The 17,133-nt window shown below is 72.4% G+C and carries 18 protein-coding genes; 15 read left to right on the top strand and 3 right to left on the bottom strand.

Annotated elements, in window-relative coordinates:
- Nucleotides 1-96: 96 nt before the first annotated feature.
- The 3 genes from D1J63_RS17600 (at nt 97) to D1J63_RS17590 (ending at nt 2,654) form a co-directional block, all read left to right on the top strand.
- The gene (locus tag D1J63_RS17600) at nt 97-717 is read left to right on the top strand and encodes a VOC family protein (protein ID WP_102929291.1); all 621 of its coding nucleotides are present in this window, start codon (nt 97-99) and stop codon (nt 715-717) included.
- A 78-nt stretch (nt 718-795) separates the two neighbouring features.
- Nucleotides 796-2,085: a phosphatase PAP2 family protein gene (locus tag D1J63_RS17595; RefSeq protein WP_125629843.1), complete on the top strand. Its 1,290-nt coding sequence runs from the start codon at nt 796-798 to the stop codon at nt 2,083-2,085.
- Between the two features lie 140 nt (nt 2,086-2,225).
- Nucleotides 2,226-2,654: an ATP-binding protein gene (locus tag D1J63_RS17590; RefSeq protein WP_125629841.1), complete on the top strand. Its 429-nt coding sequence runs from the start codon at nt 2,226-2,228 to the stop codon at nt 2,652-2,654.
- Nucleotides 2,655-2,672: 18 nt separating this feature from the next.
- On the opposite strand, the gene D1J63_RS17585 is transcribed toward D1J63_RS17590, so the two are convergent.
- Nucleotides 2,673-4,067, bottom strand: coding sequence for a GAF domain-containing SpoIIE family protein phosphatase (locus D1J63_RS17585; protein ID WP_125629839.1), 1,395 nt, complete (start codon nt 4,065-4,067; stop codon nt 2,673-2,675).
- Nucleotides 4,068-4,325: 258 nt separating this feature from the next.
- Here D1J63_RS17585 and D1J63_RS17580 point away from each other — a divergent pair, with 258 nt between their 5' ends.
- On the top strand, nt 4,326-4,679 hold the full coding sequence (locus D1J63_RS17580) for a metalloregulator ArsR/SmtB family transcription factor (RefSeq protein ID WP_125629837.1): 354 nt from the start codon (nt 4,326-4,328) through the stop codon (nt 4,677-4,679).
- A 15-nt stretch (nt 4,680-4,694) separates the two neighbouring features.
- Here D1J63_RS17580 and D1J63_RS36745 read toward each other — a convergent pair whose 3' ends face one another.
- Entirely contained in the window at nt 4,695-4,862 is a 168-nt protein-coding gene (locus tag D1J63_RS36745; protein WP_164712868.1) for a DUF6126 family protein, read from the bottom strand.
- 130 nt (nt 4,863-4,992) lie between these two features.
- Between D1J63_RS36745 and D1J63_RS17575 the strand changes: the two genes are divergently transcribed.
- The 11 genes from D1J63_RS17575 to D1J63_RS17525 all read left to right on the top strand — a co-directional run bounded on the left by D1J63_RS17575 (nt 4,993) and on the right by D1J63_RS17525 (nt 16,279).
- On the top strand, nt 4,993-5,616 hold the full coding sequence (locus tag D1J63_RS17575; protein ID WP_125629835.1) for a carbonic anhydrase: 624 nt from the start codon (nt 4,993-4,995) through the stop codon (nt 5,614-5,616).
- A gap of 183 nt (nt 5,617-5,799) precedes the next feature.
- The gene (locus D1J63_RS17570) at nt 5,800-6,318 is read left to right on the top strand and encodes a hypothetical protein (protein WP_125629833.1); all 519 of its coding nucleotides are present in this window, start codon (nt 5,800-5,802) and stop codon (nt 6,316-6,318) included.
- 107 nt (nt 6,319-6,425) lie between these two features.
- Complete coding sequence (locus D1J63_RS17565) at nt 6,426-7,268, top strand: DUF4097 family beta strand repeat-containing protein (protein ID WP_125629831.1); 843 nt, start codon at nt 6,426-6,428, stop codon at nt 7,266-7,268.
- Between the two features lie 94 nt (nt 7,269-7,362).
- Nucleotides 7,363-8,391, top strand: coding sequence for an ATP-binding cassette domain-containing protein (locus tag D1J63_RS17560; protein ID WP_241235578.1), 1,029 nt, complete (start codon nt 7,363-7,365; stop codon nt 8,389-8,391).
- Complete coding sequence (locus D1J63_RS17555; RefSeq protein WP_125629826.1) at nt 8,388-9,176, top strand: ABC transporter permease; 789 nt, start codon at nt 8,388-8,390, stop codon at nt 9,174-9,176. The genes D1J63_RS17560 and D1J63_RS17555 overlap by 4 nt, the downstream gene beginning before the upstream one ends.
- A gap of 268 nt (nt 9,177-9,444) precedes the next feature.
- Nucleotides 9,445-9,534, top strand: coding sequence for a K(+)-transporting ATPase subunit F (gene kdpF / locus D1J63_RS17550; protein WP_037922167.1), 90 nt, complete (start codon nt 9,445-9,447; stop codon nt 9,532-9,534).
- A gap of 7 nt (nt 9,535-9,541) precedes the next feature.
- On the top strand, nt 9,542-11,203 hold the full coding sequence (gene kdpA, locus D1J63_RS17545; protein ID WP_125629823.1) for a potassium-transporting ATPase subunit KdpA: 1,662 nt from the start codon (nt 9,542-9,544) through the stop codon (nt 11,201-11,203).
- Nucleotides 11,200-13,230 (top strand): potassium-transporting ATPase subunit KdpB, encoded by a 2,031-nt coding sequence (gene kdpB, locus D1J63_RS17540; RefSeq protein ID WP_241235577.1) that lies wholly within the window; start codon nt 11,200-11,202, stop codon nt 13,228-13,230. Before kdpA ends, kdpB begins: the two co-directional genes overlap by 4 nt.
- A gap of 5 nt (nt 13,231-13,235) precedes the next feature.
- Complete coding sequence (locus D1J63_RS17535; protein WP_125629821.1) at nt 13,236-13,913, top strand: potassium-transporting ATPase subunit C; 678 nt, start codon at nt 13,236-13,238, stop codon at nt 13,911-13,913.
- Between the two features lie 61 nt (nt 13,914-13,974).
- Nucleotides 13,975-14,919 carry an RNA polymerase sigma factor SigJ gene (sigJ, locus tag D1J63_RS17530; RefSeq protein ID WP_125629819.1) on the top strand — a complete coding sequence of 315 codons (945 nt, stop codon included), beginning with the start codon at nt 13,975-13,977 and terminating at the stop codon, nt 14,917-14,919.
- Between the two features lie 157 nt (nt 14,920-15,076).
- The gene (locus tag D1J63_RS17525) at nt 15,077-16,279 is read left to right on the top strand and encodes an FAD-dependent oxidoreductase (protein WP_125629816.1); all 1,203 of its coding nucleotides are present in this window, start codon (nt 15,077-15,079) and stop codon (nt 16,277-16,279) included.
- A 13-nt stretch (nt 16,280-16,292) separates the two neighbouring features.
- On the opposite strand, the gene D1J63_RS17520 is transcribed toward D1J63_RS17525, so the two are convergent.
- Complete coding sequence (locus D1J63_RS17520; protein WP_125635552.1) at nt 16,293-17,069, bottom strand: polysaccharide deacetylase family protein; 777 nt, start codon at nt 17,067-17,069, stop codon at nt 16,293-16,295.
- Nucleotides 17,070-17,133: the final 64 nt, after the last annotated feature.

Raw genomic sequence — 17,133 nt, 5'->3', positions numbered from 1 at the left:
CCGAGTCCGCCCCGCGGGAGGGGGTTTCGGCGGGGCGGGGCGGTCCGTCAGTTTTCGAGAAGCACCGCGGGCCCGGCCGCGCCTACCTTCGAGGACATGAACTCCATCGACGCCATCACCCTCGAAGTGGCCGACACCGAGGCCGCCGCCCGCTTCTACTCCGACGCCTTCGGACTCGACGAGTCGCGGGTGCGCCTGTGCGCCTCCGACAGCCCGACGACCGGCTTCCGCGGCTTCACGCTGTCCCTCGTGGTGGCCCAGCCCGGCAACGTCGACGCGCTCTTCACCGCCGCGGTCGACGCCGGCGCCACCGTCCTCAAGCCCGCCGCGAAGTCGCTGTGGGGCTACGGCGGGGTCGTGCAGGCGCCGGACGGCACGGTCTGGCAGATCGCGACCTCGGCGAAGAAGGACACCGCCCCGGTCACCCGCGACGTGGACGAGATCGTGCTCCTCCTGGGCGTCGAGGACGTCAAGGCCACCAAGCGGTTCTACGTCGAGCAGGGCCTGACCGTGGGCAAGAGCTTCGGCGGGAAGTACGTCGAGTTCGCCACCGGCCCGGGCACCGTCAAGCTCTCCCTCTACAAGCGCCGTGCGCTCGCCAAGGTCGCGGGCGTGGCCGCCGAGGGCACCGGCTCCCACCGTCTCGTCGTCTCCGGCGGCAGCCGCCCGTTCGCCGACCCGGACGGCTTCGCCTGGCAGCCGGAGCCCAGCCACTGATGGGCTAGTTTCCTGTGCATGTCATCACGGGAAACTCCGCGAATACCCAGGGGCGGGACGCGGGCGAGACTCTGGGCCGTGGCGGGTGCGGCGACCCTCGCGTTCCTCATCGCCCTGGAGATCGCCGCGCGCCGCTACGGCCTGCCGGGGCCGATGACCAACCAGGCCAAAGAGCTGGTGTTCGCCCCCGCGTCGGGGCCCCTGCTCTACGCCGGTCTGGCGCTCACGATGGTGGTCCTGACCTGGCGGGAACGGTTCGTCGCGGCGGCCGCCGCGGTCGGCATCGACCTCGCCGTCGCGCTGGTGCGGTGGGCGGCGGACGCCCCCGCGTCCGGCACCCACACCTTCGGCAACGGCGCGCTGTGGGCGGTCCTGGGCTGCGCGGTCGTCGCCGTGACGCGGCGCACCGGCCCGGAACGGATCCTTCTGCTGAAGGGCGCCGGGCTCGGCCTCCTGCTGGTGGCCGGCCGCAAGACCGGCGACGCCTGGCTGCTGATCACCTCCAAGACCCGGCCGGACGTCCTCGACCCGTACGTGGCGACCGCCGACCACGCGCTGGGCAACCCGTCCTGGCTGATGGGCCGGGCCGTCGAGGCCACCGGCCCGGTCGGTGAGCACCTGCTGGACTGGGTCTACGCCCAACTCGCGGTGGCCGCGGCCGTCGTCGCCCTGTACCAGCTGCGCAAGGTGGGCGCCGAGCGCCGCTTCCCGCGCCACCACCTGGTCCGCACCTTCCTGCTGATAGGTCTGCTCGGACCCGGCGTCTACATGATCTTCCCCGTGGTCGGCCCGGTCTTCGCCTACGGCACCGGCGCCTTCGGCACCGGCGGCGAGGAGTGGGCGATCGCCAACCTGTGGCCGCACACGCTGCCGCCGATCGGCGCGCCGCACCCCTTCACGTACGACGGGGTCACCCCCCGCAACTGCATGCCCAGCCTGCACACGGCGTGGGCCGTGGTGATCTTCATCCACTCCCGGAAGGGGCCGCGCGTCCTGCGCTGGGCGGGGGCGTTCTGGCTGGTCGCCACGCTCACCGCCACGCTGGGATTCGGCTACCACTACGCCATCGACCTCGTCGCCGGTGTGGTGTTCGCGGTCACCGTCGAGGCGGGGCTGCGCGCCCTGGACCGCGGCTGGGACCGGTCGGGGACCGTGCTGGTCGCCCACGGGGTGCTGGTGTTCGCCGCGATCCTGGCGGCCACGCGCTTCATACCGCTGGAGATGGCCCGGCACCCGTGGGTCTTCGGGCCGCTCCTGCTGCTGTCGATGGCCTCGGTGGTGCACGGCTACGTACGGACGACGAAGGGGTGGGAACCGGCGACGGCGGCGGCGCCGACGCGACCGGAACCGCGACTCGAGGCGGCCTGAGACGGTCTGGGGCAGCCCGGGGCAGCCCGGGGCGGCCCAAGTGCCGCAGGGCTGCTGAATTGCGAAAGTTCGCAAGTCGTTGGATGCTGGGAGCCCGGGTCCGCAGGTAGCCGCGGACCCGGTTCTCTTGTGGAGACGCGATGAGCCCCCTGCGCCAGCACCTGCCCCACCGGCACGTGCTCACCCTGCCGGCGACGCCCCCGGCGGTCCGGGTGGCCCGGGAGACCGCCGAGCAGGCGCTCGCCGAGTGGGGCGTGAACCCCGGGCACCGTGCCGTGGCACCCGCCCTGCTGATCCTCAGCGAGCTGGTCACCAACAGCGTCCGCCACGCGTCGCCGCTCAGCGAGCAGGTGACCGTCACGTACGCGGTCGGCGACGACTGCCTGGCCTTCGCCGTGCACGACCGGCACCCCCACCGGCCCCGGCTGAACGGCGCGGGCACCGGTGGCCGCCGGAGAGGGGGCCTGGCGACCGTCATGGAACTCACCGGCGAGCTGGGCGGCACCGCGGTGGTCCGCGGCGACGACGACGGCCGGGGCAAGAGCATCTGGGTCACCCTCCCCCTGTGACGTGCGCACCGGCCGGGTTCAGGAGGCGCCGTAGCTCGTCAGGGGCGGAGTGCGCAGGGCGAGGACGGCCTTGTCGTCGTGTCCGTTGCCGGGCCGGTGGGTGACCAGGGCACGGCACAGCTCGTCGGGCGCGAGTCCCACCAGCCGGGAGGCGGTCACGGCCAGGGCGTCCAGGCCCCGGTCCAGCGGCTGGCCGGGGACCTCCACGAGGCCGTCGGTGAACAGGATGACGGTGCTGTCCACCGGCAGCGGCCGGCAGTGGTCGGGCCGGGGCAGTTCGGGCGCCACCCCGAGGGGGAGACCCGGCTCCACGTCCAGGTAGTGCACCCGCCCGTCGGGCAGCAGCACGAGCGGCGGCGGGTGCCCCGCGCTGGACCACCGCAGCTGCCACGCGCCGTCGGCGGGCTCCAGCCGCGCGAGCAGTGCCGTGGCGACGGGGGCCTCGTCCAGGGCGGCGTTCATGATCCGGTCGAGCCGGGCGAGGGAGGTGCTGGGCGGGGCGCTCGGGTCGTAGTACAGGGCGCGCAGCATGTTGCGGATCTGCGACATGTCGGCCGCGGCCCGCAGGTCGTGTCCCACGACGTCGCCGATCACCGCCGCGCAGGCTCCGTCGGGCAGCAGCATGGCGTCGTACCAGTCGCCGCCCACGGCCGCGGGCGCGCTCGCCGGGCGGTAGGCCGCGCCGGCGGTGAAGGGCCGCAGGTCGGGCAGGCGGGGCAGCAGCAGGCGCTGGAACTGCTCGCTGCTGTGCTGGACCTGCTGGTAGAGGCGGGCGTTCTCGATCGCGACGCCCGCCGTGCCGGCCAGCGCGCGGATCACGCCCTCGTCGTGCCGGTCGAAGGGCTGGCCGTCCCTGCGTTCGGAGAGGTAGAGGTTGCCGTAGATCCGGCCGCGCACGCTGATCGCCACCCCGAGCAGGCTGCGCATCGGCGGGTGTCCGGGCGGGAAGCCCGCCGACTCCGGGTGGCGCGAGATGTCCTTGACCCGCAGCGGCTCGGGATGGTGGATCAGGTGCCCGAGCAGCCCCCTGCCCCTCGGCAGCTCCACGCCCTCCAGGTCCCCCAGCTCCTTGGCGGTGAGCCCCAGGGGGATGAACTCCTCCAGGAGCCTGCCGTCCTGGTCGAGGACGCCCATGGCCCCGTAGCGGGCGCCGACCAGGTCCATGGCGGTGCGTACGATGCGGCGCAGCACCGCCGGCAGCTCCAGCTCGCTGGTGATGTTCACCACGGCCTGGAGCAGCCCCTGCAGGGTGCTCTGGGCGCGGGCCAGGGCGTGCAGCTGCTCGCCGATCCGGTTCAGGTCGGAGCTGAGCGGCAGGTCGAGGAGCGAGGCGTACGGCTCGTCCGGACCGGCCTCGGAGCTCTCGTCGGCCGGGGTCGCCCCGTCGGGTGAGCGCTGCCGTTCCTCCGCCATCGCGCGTGCCTCGTTTCCCGCCGTGCGGATCGCCTTCCGCCCACTGTGGCCCGGCGGGCGGGCGGTCGCCGTCCGTCCGCAGCCGGTCGGAGTAACCCGGCACCGGCCGGGTGGGACGGAGTTCGTCCCGGCGGATTCGGCCTGACGGGTGGCTCGGGCGAGGATGGGCGGCATGCTGATGAGGACGGGACGGGCGCGACGCGCCCAGGGCGGGGCGGCCGGCGCGGGTTGCCGCGGCGCGAGAGAGCTGAGGGCACGATGAGCACGCCGCTGTACCAGTTGAAGGCCGAGTTCTTCAAGACGCTCGGCCATCCGGCGCGCATCCGCGTCCTGGAGCTGCTGAGCGAGCGGGAGCACGCGGTGGCGGAGATGCTGCCCGAGGTGGGGATCGAGCCGGCCCACCTCTCCCAGCAGCTCGCGGTGTTGCGCCGGGCGAACCTCGTGGTGTCCCGCAAAGAGGGATCGAACGTGTACTACTCCCTGACCAGCCCCCAGATCGCCGAGCTGCTCAAGGTCGCGCGCGGCATCCTCTCCGGTGTGCTCGCCGGGCAGGCCGAACTGCTCGCGGACCTCCGGGCCGGACAGCCCGAGCCGGAACCCCCACCGGCCTAGCGGCGCGGCGCCCGGTCACTTGTGGGCGTGTTCCCCCACGTAGAAGAGCAGCCAGATGAAACCGGCGAGGAGATGCGTGCCGAAGATGTAGAAGCCCGCCCGCAGGGCGACACCGCGCTCGAACCGGCGCTCGGAGGTGTCGCGTTTGTCGCGCGCCTCGCCGCCCGACGACGGAACCGGCATCCCGATCACCTCTTGTCCGCTCGTGGGGGAATTAGGAATCCAGGCAATTGATGAATTGCAGAACTCTGCAAGTCTTTTCCACTGTACCCGCCTGCACGTCCTCGCGGGGCCGGGCCAGTACCTTGCTCCCATGCCTGATCTGAGCCCCTCCTCCCCCGCCGAGGCCTACACGGCCCTGCTGCAGGGCAACGCCCGTTTCGTGAGCGGTGACCGCCTGCACCCCAACCAGGACGCCGACCGCCGGTCGGAGCTGGCACCGCGGCAGCATCCGTTCGCGGTGCTCTTCGGGTGCTCGGACTCGCGGCTGGCCGCCGAGATCATCTTCGACCGGGGTCTCGGCGACCTCTTCGTGGTGCGGACGGCGGGTCACGTGGCGGGCGCGGAGGCGCTGGGCAGCGTCGAGTACGGCGTCAAGGTGCTGGGCGCGCCGCTCGTGGTGGTCCTAGGGCACGACTCCTGCGGCGCGGTCACCGCGGCCGCCGAGGCCGTGCTCGGCGGCACGGCGCCGGCCGGCTACATCGGGGACGTCGTGGAGCGGGTGATCCCGAGCGTGCTCGCGGCCCGCGCCCAGGGCGACGACGGGATCGACCGGTTCGTGGACGAACACATCCGCCGGAGCGTGGACGGCCTGGTGGGACGCTCGGCGCTGCTGGCGGACGAGGTCGCCGCCGGCCGCTGCGCGGTCGTCGGCCTGTCCTACCGCCTGGCCGGGGGGACGGTGAAGCGCGTGGCGGCCCACGGGCTCCCGGAGTAGGCGACCGGCAGTCGTAGCCCCTTGGCGTCACTCGCACCTTTGTGGCGCCATTCATGATGCCAAGGTGGCGCACGCCGCTCTTTAAGGTATCGATGCAGGTCGGAGGAGTGATTGGCTCTACCCTCTCGATTCCTGCGTCGTTGAGGCTTGCTAATGACGCCATTGTGGTGCCATCATGGCGTCATGGACCTCACTCCGTATGTCGACACCCTCCGGCGCGAACTCGCGGTGGCCGCCGAAGCCGGTGGTGACGAAGCCCGCGAACTGGCCGAGCGGCTCATCGCTCCGCTGGAGTCGGCGACCCGGCTGACCATGCTCAACGTGCTCTCCGCCGCCATGGACGAGATCACCCGCGAGCTGGCCCCCGGGTCGGTCGACGTACGGCTGCGCGGGCTCGAGCCCGACTTCGTGGTGACACCGCCGCCCACCGGGGGCGGTGGCACCGCGGAGCCGGCCGCGCCCGTCGAGACCCTCAAGGCGCCGGCGCCCGCCGACGCCGACGAGGGCGGCACCGCCCGCGTCAATCTGCGCCTGCCGGCCCACCTCAAGACGCGCGCCGAGGAGGCCGCGAGCCGTGAGGGGCTGTCCGTCAACGCCTGGCTGGTGCGCGCCGTGTCGGCCGCGGTCGACGGCGGCGGCACGCCGCGTACGCCGGAGCGGGCGCGCAACGTCGGACAGAGCTTCACCGGCTGGGTGCGCTAGCCCCGGGGCCCGCACCCGCACGCGCGCGCCGGGAGAACCGCAGCACGGCGCTCACACCACGTCCCACCAGCGGGGACACCCCACGGACTCACGAGGACGGTACAGCCATGCCTTCTTTCGACACTCCCCGGCCGATCGCGGTGACCGCCCACGTGGGCGCCGGTTCCGTCCGGTTCACCGCCGGCGACCGGCTCGACACGGTCGTCGAGGTGCGGCCCGGCGACCCCGAGCGGGACAAGGACGTGCGCGCCGCCGAGCAGACCGAGGTCGCGTATGCGAGCGGGGTCCTGACGATCAGCACGAAGGAGCGCCGCTTCATCGGCCCCACCGGCGCCGTCGACGTGACGGTGGAGCTGCCCGCCGGGTCGCGCGTCGACACGGTCGGCTCCTGGACCCAGGTCCTCGGCGAGGGCCGGCTCGGCGAGGTCCGGGTGAAGACGCCGGGTGGTGACGTCCGCCTGGACACGACGGGGCCGCTCCAGCTCACCGCCTCCCACGGTTCGGTCACCGTGGACCGGGTCGAGGGTTCGGCCGAGATCACCACCAGCTCCGGCAGCGTGCGTGTCGGCGTCGTCGAGGGCCCGGCCGTCGTGAAGAACTCGCACGGCTCCACGACCGTCGGCGTCGCGCACGGCGACCTGCGCGTGAAGAACGCCAACGGCGACATCAACGTCGCCCGCGCCGAGGCCTCGCTCACCGCCACCACCGCCCACGGCACCCTGCGGGTGGACGAGGTGGCCCGCGGCGAGATCCGGCTGGAGACCTCCTACGGCGCCGTCGAGGTCGGCGTCCGCGAGGGCACGGCCGCCTGGCTCGACCTCCACTCGGGCGGCGGGCAGGTGCGCAACACCCTCACCGCGTCCGGCGGCCCCGCCGAGGACGAGGAGACCGTCAAGGTCCAGGCCCGTACCCGGTACGGCAACATCGACGTCCGCCGCGCCAAGGCCTGAGCGCCGCGCCCGCCCTTCCGGCCACCGCCGGCCCCGGTCTTCACCTCCGTCGTCCCGTCATCACCTTCGACATCCCCTCGAACGGGAGGGCTCCATGCCTTCATCTGTCATGCCCACGACCATCCCGGGTTCCGGTCCGCAGGCGCCCGCCGCCGTGTCCGCCGTGGGACTGCGCAAGTCGTACGGCGACAAGACCGTCCTCGACGGCATCGACCTGCGCATCCCGGCCGGGTCCGTGTTCGCGCTGCTCGGGCCCAACGGCGCCGGCAAGACCACCACCGTCAAGATCCTCTCCACCCTCGTCCCGGCCGACGGCGGGCAGGCCCAGGTGGCGGGCCACGACCTCGCCGCCGCCGCGCAGGACGTGCGGGGCGCGATCGGTGTCACCGGTCAGTTCTCGGCCGTGGACGGTCTGATCACCGGCGAGGAGAACATGCTCCTCATGGCGGACCTGCACCTGATCCCCCGGGGTGAGGGCCGGCGGATCGCGGCCGAGCTGCTGGAGCGCTTCGGTCTCACCGAGGCCGCCAAGAAGCCCGCCTCCACCTACTCCGGCGGCATGAAGCGCCGCCTCGACATCGCCATGACCCTGGTCGGCGACCCCAGGATCATCTTCCTCGACGAGCCCACCACGGGCCTGGACCCGCGCTCCCGCCACACCATGTGGCAGATCATCCGCGAACTCGTCACGAGCGGCGTCACCGTCTTCCTCACCACCCAGTACCTGGAAGAAGCCGACGAACTCGCCGACCGCATCGCCGTCCTCCACGACGGAAGGATCGCCGCCGAAGGCACCGCCGAGGAGCTGAAGCGACTCGTCCCCGGCGGCCACGTCCGGCTCCGCTTCACCGACCCGGAGGTCTACCGCGCCGCCGCCACCGCACTGCCCGGCAGCACCGCCGACGACGAGGCACTGGCCCTGCACATCCCCAGCGACGGCAGCCAGCGCGCCCTGCGCACCGTCCTCGACCACCTGGACGACGCGGGCGTCGAGGCCGACGAACTCACCGTCCACACACCCGACCTCGACGACGTCTTCTTCGCCCTCACCGACGGCGCGGGCGTCCCCGGCCAAACCGCCCAGTCCGCCCAGTCCGACGCGACCAAGGAGACGGTCCGATGAGCACGCTCGGCCTCGCCGCCCGCAACTCCTCCACCATGCTGCGCCGTAACCTCCTGCACGCCCGCCGCTACCCGTCCCTCACCCTAAACCTCCTGCTCACGCCGGTCATGCTGCTGCTCCTCTTCGTCTACGTCTTCGGGGACACGATGAGCGCCGGCATCGGCGGCGGCGCCGACCGGTCCGCGTACATCGCGTACCTCGTGCCGGGCCTGGTGCTGATGACCATCGGGTCCACGACGATCGGCACCGCCGTCTCCGTCTCCAACGACATGACCGAGGGCATCGTCGCCCGCTTCCGCACCATGCCCATCCACCGCGGCTCGGTGATCACCGGGCACGTGATCGGCAGCGTGCTGCAGTCGGTGATCAGCGTCGTCCTCGTCGGCGCCGTCGCCGCGGCCATCGGCTTCCGGTCCACCGACGCCACCCTCCTGGAGTGGCTCGCGGCCCTCGGCCTGGTCACCCTGTTCGCCACCGCGCTCACCTGGATCGCGGTCGGCATGGGCCTGGTCAGCCCGAACGCCGAGGCCGCGAGCAACAACGCGATGCCGCTGATCTTCCTGCCGCTGATCTCCAGCACCTTCGTGCCCATCGACGCCATGCCGGGCTGGTTCCAGCCGATCGCCGAGTACCAGCCGTTCACGCCGGCCATCGAGACCCTGCGCGGCCTGCTCCTCGGCACCGGGATCGGCCGCAACGGCTGGCTCGCCCTCGGCTGGTGCCTCGCCCTGACCGTGCTCGGCTACGTCTGGTCGAAGTCGGTCTTCAACCGCGGCGCGAAGTAGCGCGGGCCGCGGCGGCACCACCCCGCGGCGCCGCCCGGCACCCCGTCGGGTGGCGCCGTACGTCGTCAGAGAGGTGTCAAAGGCGAGCGCGCCGCCGTATGGAAGCCATCAACGGCGGCCGAAAACGGTCGGAAGGGGGCTCTCATCTCCCTGTCAGCTTCTCTTCCGCACCTCATTAGGAGCTCGCGATGGCCGACGTGGCCTTCGTCGTCACCACGCTCGCGGTGTTCGCGCTCGTGGCCCTCGTCGCCAAGGGGGTGACGAAGCTGTGACCGCCGAGAACATCGTCGGGCTGATCGTGGCCGTCGCCCTGCTCGGCTACCTCGTCCTCGCCCTGATCCACCCGGAGAGGTTCTGAGCGCCGCATGAGCCCCGTCCTCTCCGGCGTGCTCCAGCTGCTCGCGCTCGTCGCCGCGCTGGCCCTCGCCCACATACCCCTCGGCACCTACCTGGCCAGGGTCTACTCCTCGCCCCGGCACCTGCGGGTCGAGAAGTGGATCTACAAGGGCATCGGTGCCGACCCGGACACCGGGATGCGCTGGCCCGCCTACCTGCGCGGCGTCCTCGCCTTCTCCCTCGCCGGTGTCCTCTTCCTCTACCTGCTCCAGCGGCTCCAGGGCGTCCTGCCCGGCTCGCTCGGCTTCGCCTCCATCGACCCGGACCAGGCGTTCAACACCGCCGCGTCCTTCGTGTCCAACACCAACTGGCAGTCGTACTACGGCGAGCAGGCCATGGGCCACGTCGTGCAGACCGCCGGTCTGGCCGTGCAGAACTTCGTCTCGGCGGCCGTCGGCATCGCCGTGGCCGTCGCGCTCGTACGAGGCTTCGCGCGGTCCCGCACCGGTGAACTCGGCAACTTCTGGAGCGACCTGGTCCGCGGGGTCGTCCGCGTCCTGGTGCCCCTCGCGTTCGTCGGCGCGGTGATCCTGGTGGCCTGCGGGGTCGTCCAGAACTTCTCCGGCATCCACGAGGTCGGTCAGTTCATGGGCGGCCCGCAGCAGTGGAACGGGGGAGCGGTCGCCTCGCAGGAGGTCATCAAGGAGCTGGGCACCAACGGCGGCGGCTACTTCAACGCCAACTCCGCCCACCCCTTCGAGAACCCGACGCCGTTCACCAACCTGTTCGAGATCTTCCTGATCCTGCTCATCCCGGTCTCCCTGACCCGGACCTTCGGCGTCATGACCGGCTCGGTGCGCCAGGGCTACGCGATCCTCGGCGCGATGGCGGCCATCTGGGTCTCCTTCGTCGCCCTGATGATGTGGACCGAGTTCGCCCACCACGGCCCCGCGTTGCAGGCGGCCGGGGGCGCGACGGAGGGCAAGGAGCTCCGCTTCGGCATCGGCGGCTCGTCGATCTTCGCGGTGTCGACCACCCTGACCTGCACCGGTGCCGTGGACTCCTTCCACTCCTCCTACACCGGACTCGGCGGCGGCATCACCCTGCTCGGCATGATGCTGGGCGAGATCGCGCCCGGCGGGGTCGGCTCCGGGCTCTACGGCATGCTGGTCATGGCGGTCGTCGCCGTCTTCGTCGCCGGACTGATGGTCGGCCGTACGCCCGAGTACCTGGGCCGGAAGATCGGCACCCGCGAGATCAAGTACGCCGCCTGCTACATCCTGATCACCCCGGCCCTGGTGCTGGTCCTCACCGCCGCGGCGATGGCCCTGCCCACCCCGGGCGACTCGATGACCAACGGCGGGGCGCACGGCTTCTCCGAGATCCTGTACGCCTACACCTCCGCCGCGAACAACAACGGCTCGGCCTTCGCGGGCCTGAACGCCGACACCCAGTGGTTCAACACCACCCTCGGCCTCGCCATGCTGCTCGGCCGGTTCCTGCCGATGGTGTTCGTCCTGGCCCTCGCGGGCTCGCTCGCCGGGCAGCAGCCGGTACCGGCCGGCGCGGGCACCCTGCGCACCGAGAAGCCGCTGTTCAGCGGCCTGCTGGTGGGTGCCGTCCTGATCATCACCGGCCTGACCTACTTCCCGGCCCTCGCCCTGGGCCCGCTCGCCGAGGGGCTGGCATGAGCACCGAGACACGGAACACCCTCTTCGACCCGAAGCAGCTGGTCGCGTCGCTGCCCGACGCGTTGCGCAAGCTCGACCCGCGGGTGATGGTGAAGTCGCCCGTCATGTTCGTCGTCCTCGTCGGCTCCGTCCTGACCACGGCCTTCTCCCTGACCGACCCCGGTGACGGGTTCGGCTGGGCGATCAGCGCCTGGCTCTGGCTGACCGTGCTCTTCGGCAACCTGGCGGAGGCGGTCGCCGAGGGCCGCGGCAAGGCCCAGGCCGACACCCTGCGCCGGGCCAGGACCGACACGGTCGCCCGCCGCGTCGACGGCACCACGGTCCCGGGCACCGACCTCACCGTGGGCGACCTGGTGGTCTGCGAGGCCGGGGACGTCATCCCGGGCGACGGCGACGTCGTCGAGGGCGTCGCCTCGGTCGACGAGTCGGCGATCACCGGGGAGTCGGCGCCCGTCATCCGCGAGTCCGGCGGCGACCGCAGCGCCGTCACCGGCGGCACCAAGGTGCTCTCCGACCGCATCGTCGTCCGGATCACCACCAGGCCGGGCGAGACCTTCATCGACCGGATGATCGGCCTGGTCGAGGGGGCGGCACGGCAGAAGACGCCGAACGAGATCGCGCTGAACATCCTGCTGGCCTCGCTGACCGTCGTCTTCCTGCTGGCCTGCGCCACCCTGCCGTCGTTCGCCGACTACGCCGGCGTCCGCCTGAGCATGGTCGTGCTGGTGGCCCTGCTGGTCTGCCTCATCCCGACCACGATCGGCGCCCTGCTCTCCGCGATCGGCATCGCCGGCATGGACCGCCTGGTGCAGCGCAACGTACTGGCCAGGTCGGGCCGCGCCGTCGAGGCCGCCGGCGACGTCTCCACGCTGCTCCTCGACAAGACCGGCACGATCACGCTGGGCAACCGGCAGGCGGCCGCGTTCGTGCCGGTGCGCGGCACCACCGAGGCCGAGGTCGCCGACGCCGCCCAGCTCTCCTCACTCGCCGACGAGACACCCGAGGGCCGCTCGGTCGTCGTCCTCGCCAAGGAGAAGTACGGCCTGCGCGAACGGCACCAGGGCGAACTCGTCGGCGCCGAGTGGGTCGCGTTCACCGCGCAGACCCGGATGTCCGGCGTGGACGTCGACGGCCGCAAGGTCCGCAAGGGCGCGGCCGGTTCCGTCCTCGCCTGGGTCGAGGAGCGGGGCGGCACGGTCGCCGGGGACGCGGAGGCGGCCGTCCGGGGCATCTCCGAGGCCGGCGGCACGCCGCTGCTGGTCGCGGTGGAGGACGGGCGCGGCGCCCGGGTCCTCGGCGTGATCCATCTCAAGGACGTCGTCAAGCACGGCATGCGGGAGCGGTTCGCGGAACTGCGGCGCATGGGCATCAGGACCGTCATGATCACGGGTGACAACCCGTTGACGGCCAAGGCGATCGCCGACGAGGCGGGCGTCGACGACTTCCTCGCGGAGGCCACGCCCGAGGACAAGATGGCGCTCATCAAACGGGAGCAGGCCGGCGGCAAGCTGGTCGCGATGACCGGCGACGGCACCAACGACGCCCCGGCGCTGGCCCAGGCGGACGTCGGCGTGGCGATGAACACCGGCACGTCGGCCGCCAAGGAGGCCGGCAACATGGTCGACCTCGACTCCGACCCGACCAAGCTCATCGAGATCGTCGAGATCGGCAAGCAGTTGCTGATCACCCGCGGGGCGCTCACGACGTTCTCCATCGCCAACGACGTCGCCAAGTACTTCGCGATCATCCCGGCGCTCTTCGCGGCCGCCCACCCGGGCCTGGACAGGCTCAACATCATGGGGCTGTCCTCCCCGTCCTCCGCGATCCTGTCCGCGGTGATCTTCAACGCGCTCGTCATCGTCGTGCTGGTCCCGCTCGCGCTCAGGGGCGTGCGGTACCGGCCCATGAGCGCCGACCGGCTGCTGCGCCGCAACCTCGCCGTCTACGGACTGGGCGGGCTGATCGCCCCGTTCGTCGGCATCAAGCTCATCGACCTGATCGTCTCGCTCGTCCCCGGGATCGGCTGACCGACATGAACACTTCCCTCACCAACGCCGCCCGGCTGTTCGGGGCGGGCCTGCGCGCCCTGCTCGTCCTGACCGTGGTCACCGGCATCGTCTACCCGCTCGTCGTCACGGGCGTCGCGCAGGGGTTGTTCCCCGGGCAGGCGAACGGCTCCGAGATCAAGGCGGACGGGAAGGTCGTCGGCTCCTCCCTCATCGGCCAGTCCTACAACCTGCCGCTGAAGGAGGGTCAGGAGACCCCGGCGCCGGACCTGAAGTGGTTCCAGGGCCGTCCCCGGAACGGCCTCGGCACCAACACCGTCAACACCCAGTACGACCTCATCCTGTCCGGCGCCACCAACCGCGCCGCCGACAACCCGGAACTCCTCCGGTGGGTGAAGGACGCCAAGGCCGCCGTGGTGAAGGACAACTCCGTACCCGGCCACCCGGTGAAGCCGTCGGACGTGCCCGCGGACGCCGTCACCTCCTCCGGCTCCGGCCTGGACCCGCACATCTCCCCCGAGTACGCCGACCTCCAGGTGCGCCGGGTCGCCGAGCGCAACGGCCTGCCCGTCGCACGCGTCCAGCGGCTCGTCGACACGCACACCACCCCCCGCACCCTCGGCTTCATCGGCGAACCCCGGGTCAACGTGCTCGAACTGAACATCGCGCTCAAGGACTTGAAGGGAGGGACGGCCGGTCACTGAGGCGCGCCCCCGGGCCTGCCCTCCCCCGGGGCAGGGACCGCGTGTGACTACAATCCGGGCCATGCCCCTGACCGTGAGCGACGTCGAGCGGTTCGAGGCCTCCAGGCCCCGTCTGGAGGCCATCGCCTACCGCCTCCTCGGATCCGCGAGCGAGGCCGAGGACGCCGTGCAGGAGACCTTCCTGCGCTGGGAGGCGGCCGACGTCGAACGCGTCGAGGTCCCCGAGGCCTGGCTGACGAAGGTCCTCACCAACCTCTGCCTCAACCAGCTCACGTCCGCCCGCGCACGGCGTGAGACCTACGTGGGCCAGTGGCTGCCCGAGCCGCTGTTCGCCGGCGACCCGATGCTCGGCCCGGCGGAGACGGCCGAACAGCGCGAGTCGGTCTCCTTCGCGGTCCTCGCGCTGCTGGAGCGGCTCTCACCGGGCGAACGGGCGGTGTACGTGCTGCGCGAGGCGTTCCAGTACACGCACCGGGAGATCGCGGAGATCCTCGACGTCACCGAGGACGCCAGCCAGCAGACCCTGCACCGCGCCCGCAAGCACGTCGCACAGGGCAGGGCCCGCACGGAGATCGACGAGGCCGCGGCCCGGCGGATCGTCGACGAGTTCCTCGCGGCGGCCACCAGCGGCCGGACCGAACCGCTGGTCCGTCTGCTCACCCAGGACGCCGTGGCGATCGGCGACGGGGGCGGCAAGGTCCCGGCCCGCGCCAAGGCCTTCGAGGGCGCCCGCGCCGTGGCGACGTTCATGCGGGGTCTGTTCAAGCCCGGCAAGGCCAAGCGCGACCTGGTCGGCGGCAGCGCGGAGATCTACCCGGCGGTCGTCAACGGCGACCCCGCCGTGGTGGCCGTCGTGCACGGCCGGGTCGTCGGGATCATGTGCCTGGAGATCACGCCCGAGGGGATCGCGGCCTTCCGCAACCAGGTCAACCCCGACAAGCTCGAACGCGCCACGCGCCGGTGGGCGGCGACCGACCACGGAGAACCCCTGTTCAGGGCCTTCTGACGCCTGCTGACGTCGGCTGCCGCCTTCTGGCGGACGCCGTCCGGTTCGGCAGGTGACGTACGTCACTCCCCGCTCCTGTCAGGAAACGGCGGGCTGCCCGGTTCAAGGGGCGAGTCCCGCTGGAGAGCCGCAGCGGCCGGAGACAAGGGAGCACGTCATGCAGCACGCCACGCAACACCGCATCGTCGTCCTGGGCGCCGGATACGCCGGAGCCGTCGCCGCCGGGCGGCTCGCCCGGCGACTGCGCCGCGAGGACGCGGCCATCACCCTCGTCAACGCCGAGCCCCACTTCGTCGAACGCGTCCGGATGCACCAGCTCGCGGTCGGCCAGGACCTCGCGCCCCGGCCACTGGACGAGATGTTCGCGGGCACCGGCGTCGACCTGCGCATCGCGACGGTCACCGGTGTCGACGTCGACCGCAGGACCGTCGCGGTCACCGGCCCCGACGGCACCGGGGAACTGGCCTACGACACCCTCGTCCACGCCCTCGGCAGCACCTGGAACCACCAGGACGTGCCGGGTGCCGCGGAGCACGCGCACGAGATCGCCGGCCGGCCGGGAGCCCTCCGGCTGCGCGACCGCCTGGCCGGTCTGGAGGCCGGCCGGCCCGTGGTGGTGGTCGGCGGCGGGCTCACCGGGCTGGAGGCCGCGTCCGAGATCGCCGAGGCCCGCCCGGACCTCGACGTCGCGCTCACCGCCAGTGCCGGGCTCGGCGACTGGCTCTCCCCGAGGGGCCGCCGTCACCTGCGCAAGGTCTTCGCTGACCTGGGCGTCACGGTGCACGAGAACGCCCAGGTCACCGAGGTCGCCGCGGACCACGTCCGCACGGCGGACGGGACGCGCGTCCCGTCCGAGGTCACGGTGTGGACCACCGGCTTCGCCGTCCACCCCCTGGCGCGGGCCACCACGCTGGAGGTCACCGACTCCGGCCGGATCGTGGTCGACGGGACCATGCGCTCGGTGTCCCACCCGGACGTGTACGCCGTCGGCGACGCGGCCCTGGCGGCGGGCCCCGGCGGCAAGCCCCTGCGGATGTCGTGCGCCTCGGGCGTCCCCAGCGCCTGGCAGGCCGCCGACGCCGTCGCGGCCCGCCTGACCGGCCGGAAGCTCCCGGAGACGACGCCGCGCTACTTCAACCAGTGCATTTCCCTGGGCCGCAGGCAGGGCCTGATCCAGTACGTCACCGCCGACGACCGTGCCGTGCGCGCGGCCCTGACCGGGCGGTTCGCCGCCCTCTACAAGGAACTCGTCTGCAAGTCGGCGGCGTGGGGCGTGGCCAACCCGACCCTCGGCGTCCCGACCCGCCGCCGTCCGGTCGTACCCGCGACCCCGGAGCCGGCCCCGGCCCCGGCGGTCTGAGCGGCGGCCGCGCTCAGCGCACCGGGAAGCCGAAGTCGTACCCCTGCTCCTGGAGCCGGGGCAGGATGCGCCGCAGCGCTTCGACGGTCTGGGTGCGGTCGCCTCCGGCGTCGTGGAAGAGGATCGTCGGCCCGTTCGGCAGCTCCCGCTGGACGGTGGCGACGATGGCGTCCGTGCCCGGCCGCTCGAAGTCCTTGGTGTCCACGTTCCAGCCCAGCGGACGCATGCCCCGGGACGCGGCGAGCTTGCGGCTGTAGGGGGTGAAGGCGCCGCCGGGCGCCCGGTAGTACATCGGCCGCACGCCGCCGGACGCCTGCGTGATCATGCGCTCGGCGTCGAGGATCTCCTTGGACTGGTAGGCCTCGGACTTCTTGTCCATCGTGGTGTCGTGCGACACCGAGTGGTCGCACAGCCGGTGCCCGGCCGCGACGACGTCCTTCACGAGGTCCGGGTGGGCCTGGGCCTGAAGGCCCGTCATGCAGAAGGTGGCCTTCACCCCGTACTGGTCGAGCAGATCCAGTACCCGGGGCGTCCACGTGGGGTCGGGGCCGTCGTCGACGGTGATGTTGACGCCGCGCGGACCCGCGTCCGAGGCGTGCGCGATGCTGATGTCGACCGGCTCGGCGTCCTGGCCCGGTGTGGCCGACGCGGCCGCCTTCGGCGTCGCACCGGCGTCGACGGACTGGGCCTGCGCCGTCCACACCGAGGCGCCGACGGCGAGCACCGTCACCCCGAGCGCCGCCCCGACCACCTTGCCGTACCAGCCCCGTCCACCACCGTGCCGCGCCATGTCCGCCGCCCCGCCTTCGCGTAGTTCCTCGCCGCCGGTCCCCGACCGGGACGGGGACCACATG

Origin of the sequence: Streptomyces sp. KPB2 (assembly GCF_003950055.1) — a bacterium.
Lineage (GTDB): Bacteria > Actinomycetota > Actinomycetes > Streptomycetales > Streptomycetaceae > Streptomyces > Streptomyces salinarius.
This window is presented reverse-complemented; position numbering and strand designations above follow the sequence as displayed.

Excerpts from the sequence above, each read along its gene's own strand:
- D1J63_RS17600 (WP_102929291.1), top strand. The coding sequence starts at position 97 with ATGAACTCCATCGACGCCATCACCCTCGAAGTGGCCGACACCGAGGCC.
- D1J63_RS17590 (WP_125629841.1), top strand. The coding sequence starts at position 2,226 with ATGAGCCCCCTGCGCCAGCACCTGCCCCACCGGCACGTGCTCACCCTG.
- D1J63_RS17585 (WP_125629839.1), bottom strand. The coding sequence starts at position 4,067 with ATGGCGGAGGAACGGCAGCGCTCACCCGACGGGGCGACCCCGGCCGAC.
- D1J63_RS17580 (WP_125629837.1), top strand. The coding sequence starts at position 4,326 with ATGAGCACGCCGCTGTACCAGTTGAAGGCCGAGTTCTTCAAGACGCTC.
- D1J63_RS36745 (WP_164712868.1), bottom strand. The coding sequence starts at position 4,862 with ATGCCGGTTCCGTCGTCGGGCGGCGAGGCGCGCGACAAACGCGACACC.
- D1J63_RS17575 (WP_125629835.1), top strand. The coding sequence starts at position 4,993 with ATGCCTGATCTGAGCCCCTCCTCCCCCGCCGAGGCCTACACGGCCCTG.
- D1J63_RS17570 (WP_125629833.1), top strand. The coding sequence starts at position 5,800 with ATGGACCTCACTCCGTATGTCGACACCCTCCGGCGCGAACTCGCGGTG.
- D1J63_RS17565 (WP_125629831.1), top strand. The coding sequence starts at position 6,426 with ATGCCTTCTTTCGACACTCCCCGGCCGATCGCGGTGACCGCCCACGTG.
- D1J63_RS17560 (WP_241235578.1), top strand. The coding sequence starts at position 7,363 with ATGCCTTCATCTGTCATGCCCACGACCATCCCGGGTTCCGGTCCGCAG.
- D1J63_RS17555 (WP_125629826.1), top strand. The coding sequence starts at position 8,388 with ATGAGCACGCTCGGCCTCGCCGCCCGCAACTCCTCCACCATGCTGCGC.
- kdpA (WP_125629823.1), top strand. The coding sequence starts at position 9,542 with ATGAGCCCCGTCCTCTCCGGCGTGCTCCAGCTGCTCGCGCTCGTCGCC.
- kdpB (WP_241235577.1), top strand. The coding sequence starts at position 11,200 with ATGAGCACCGAGACACGGAACACCCTCTTCGACCCGAAGCAGCTGGTC.
- D1J63_RS17535 (WP_125629821.1), top strand. The coding sequence starts at position 13,236 with ATGAACACTTCCCTCACCAACGCCGCCCGGCTGTTCGGGGCGGGCCTG.
- sigJ (WP_125629819.1), top strand. The coding sequence starts at position 13,975 with ATGCCCCTGACCGTGAGCGACGTCGAGCGGTTCGAGGCCTCCAGGCCC.
- D1J63_RS17525 (WP_125629816.1), top strand. The coding sequence starts at position 15,077 with ATGCAGCACGCCACGCAACACCGCATCGTCGTCCTGGGCGCCGGATAC.
- D1J63_RS17520 (WP_125635552.1), bottom strand. The coding sequence starts at position 17,069 with ATGGCGCGGCACGGTGGTGGACGGGGCTGGTACGGCAAGGTGGTCGGG.